At 44.2% G+C, this 2,391-nt stretch carries 4 protein-coding genes; 1 reads left to right on the top strand and 3 read right to left on the bottom strand.

Annotation, left to right across the window (positions count from 1 at the left end):
* The 3 genes from V2I46_12925 to V2I46_12915 all read right to left on the bottom strand — a co-directional run.
* Window positions 1-1,109: Rnase Y domain-containing protein (locus V2I46_12925; protein ID MEE4178401.1), on the bottom strand; the 1,109-nt coding region annotated here is incomplete at its 3' end.
* A gap of 302 nt (window positions 1,110-1,411) precedes the next feature.
* Window positions 1,412-1,702 (bottom strand): cell division protein ZapA, encoded by a 291-nt coding sequence (locus tag V2I46_12920; protein MEE4178400.1) that lies wholly within the window; start codon window positions 1,700-1,702, stop codon window positions 1,412-1,414.
* 10 nt (window positions 1,703-1,712) lie between these two features.
* Window positions 1,713-2,006 carry a hypothetical protein gene (locus V2I46_12915; protein ID MEE4178399.1) on the bottom strand — a complete coding sequence of 98 codons (294 nt, stop codon included), beginning with the start codon at window positions 2,004-2,006 and terminating at the stop codon, window positions 1,713-1,715.
* A 78-nt stretch (window positions 2,007-2,084) separates the two neighbouring features.
* Here V2I46_12915 and V2I46_12910 point away from each other — a divergent pair.
* Window positions 2,085-2,391, top strand: a 307-nt coding sequence (locus tag V2I46_12910) for a M23 family peptidase (protein ID MEE4178398.1), incomplete at its 3' end; no start/stop codon positions are given.

The following is a 2,391-nucleotide window of genomic DNA, read 5'->3' as shown; positions in this document are numbered from 1 at the left end:
AGGACAGCGTGCGGCAGTTCCGGTTCCTCGTCGGCCACTTTACCTATATCGTGCAGCAGGCCGGCTCTTTTGGCAATCTTGGAATTCAGCCCAAGCTCTGCAGCCATGATCGAACATAGATTGGCTACTTCCTTTGAATGCTGAAGCAGGTTCTGACCGTATGAGGAGCGGTATTTCATTTTACCTACAAGCCTCATCAATTCCGGATGCAGCCCGTGTATACCCAGGTCAATGGTGGTTCTCCGGCCGGTTTCGCTTATTTCCTCTTCTATCTGCTTTTGAACTTTCTTCACCACTTCCTCTATTCTGGCCGGATGGATACGGCCGTCGGTAACAAGCTGATGAAGGGCCAGTCTGGCTATCTCCCTCCTCACAGGGTCGAAAGCTGAGAGAATGATTGCTTCCGGGGTATCATCGACAATGATCTCAACCCCGGTTGCTGCTTCAAGTGCCCTGATATTTCTTCCTTCCCTGCCAATAATCCTGCCCTTAATGTCGTCATTCTCAATATTAAATACCGTAACGGAGTTTTCTATTGCCTCTTCAGTGGCCACCCTCTGTATGGTATTTATCACGACCTTCTTTGCATCCCTGACGGCGTTCATTTTGGCTTCGTCCATAACCTCTGAGATATAGGACATAGCTTCTGCCTTGGCTTCGGACCTCAGTGATTCGATCAGGCTTTCCTTTGCTTCTGCGGCCGAAAGGCCGGAAATTGACTCCAGCTTTTCAACTGCCTGGAACTGCACTTTCTCAAGTTCTTCCATTCTTTTGTTAACAAGTTCCATCTGGCTGTCGAGGTTTTTCCTTATCACCTCATTCTCCTTCATCTTCCTCTGGTTCTCCTCAATCCTCTGCGAAAGGTTTGCTTCCCTCTGCTTCATCTTGTTCTCAGCCATAAGGATCTTGCTGTTCTTCTCATTAATAATTTTTTCATGTTCAGTTTTAAGCTGCAAAAACTTCTCCTTGGCCTGGAGTATCTTATCCTTTTTGATCATTTCAGCATCAGCCTCCGCCTCCTTCAGGATATTCCTGGCCTTGTTTTGCACGCTGTACTTTCCAAGGAAAAAGGCTAATACCCCTCCCGCAAGGAAAGCAGCAGATACCATTATTATAACAGTTGTTGTCTCCATATAAAATCTGTTTTGTTTATATATATTGATTTGGGCATCAGCCCATTTGTACAAAAAAAACCCGCATTAGATCCTTTGAGAGAAAACCCCAGTATGACAGGGATGGAGCCGCCAATCACGTCGAACGTCCACCGGCTTCCAAGGAAGCTCCCCCGGCCGTAGCCGGGATATAGAGGCCTGTTCTAGGCAATTATGAGCATAACTCCAATTGCAAAAGTGTTGAGTTTTACAAATCCAAAGGATTAATACGGGCAGTATTATTTATGCAAAGAACGCGTTTACTCATTTTGAACAAAATCATCCAGTTCTGCAGTCAGATCCATGATGGCTGACATTATCGGCTGATTTTCTAACTTCTCTTTCAAATCTAACTCTTTTAGCACAAATTGCAAAGATGTCATGGCTAAAAAATCCTGAACATCTTTATCACGGTATTTTTGTTTATACTGTGCTACTTTTTCGTTTATTAATCTTGCTGCTTTCCTAAACCTCTCCTCATCCTTCCTCTCGATCACAAGCGGATAGTATCTTCCTACAATTTGTAACTTGATATGAAACTTACCATCCATCCTTCCCGCTTTATCTGTTCAAAAGAGCAATACAATTGTCTATTTCCCGCACTATCCTGTTCAATTCTGCCCTGGCCTCATCCTTGTCTTCAACCGGTGCCAGGACATTAGTGGCAATTTTTGCCGAATTATATTGCTGCTCTAATTTATCAATCTTAATATTTTGTTCTTCAATCTGATGGCGAAGATCCTCATTCTCATGACTCAACAGGTTATATTGCTCTTTAAGTTCCGAATACCTGCCCATGAGCCCGTGCACCCGGTCGATTAACTCCTGAACAATTATTTCCTGTTCCTCGTCCATCTAACACTATTTATGACAAAAATAGCATACAGCACAATGATAACAAAATAAAAAAGAACTTTACTAATTTTGGCAACCATGCTAATAACAAACTTCAGGATATTATTGTTGTGTGCTGCCCTTCTTACAGGAGCAGCAGTTGGGGAAACAGCGGCACAGACAGGCCCTCCGGCCGCAGTTTTCAGGGCACCGATTGACATTAAACTTTTTCTTTCAGGCAATTTTGGCGAGGTGAGAAGCAACCATTTTCACTCTGGCATCGACCTGAAAACCGAAGGGCAGCCCGGATTGCCGGTCCATGCATGCTACGATGGTTATGTTTCCAGGATCAAAGTTGAACCAGGGGGATACGGAAACGCCGTCTATTTAAAACATCCCAACGGGT

Source organism: Bacteroides sp. (assembly GCA_036351255.1).
In the GTDB taxonomy this organism is placed as follows: domain Bacteria; phylum Bacteroidota; class Bacteroidia; order Bacteroidales; family UBA7960; genus UBA7960.
Note: the sequence above shows the minus strand (reverse complement) of the source record. Positions and strands in the feature narration are given on the sequence as shown.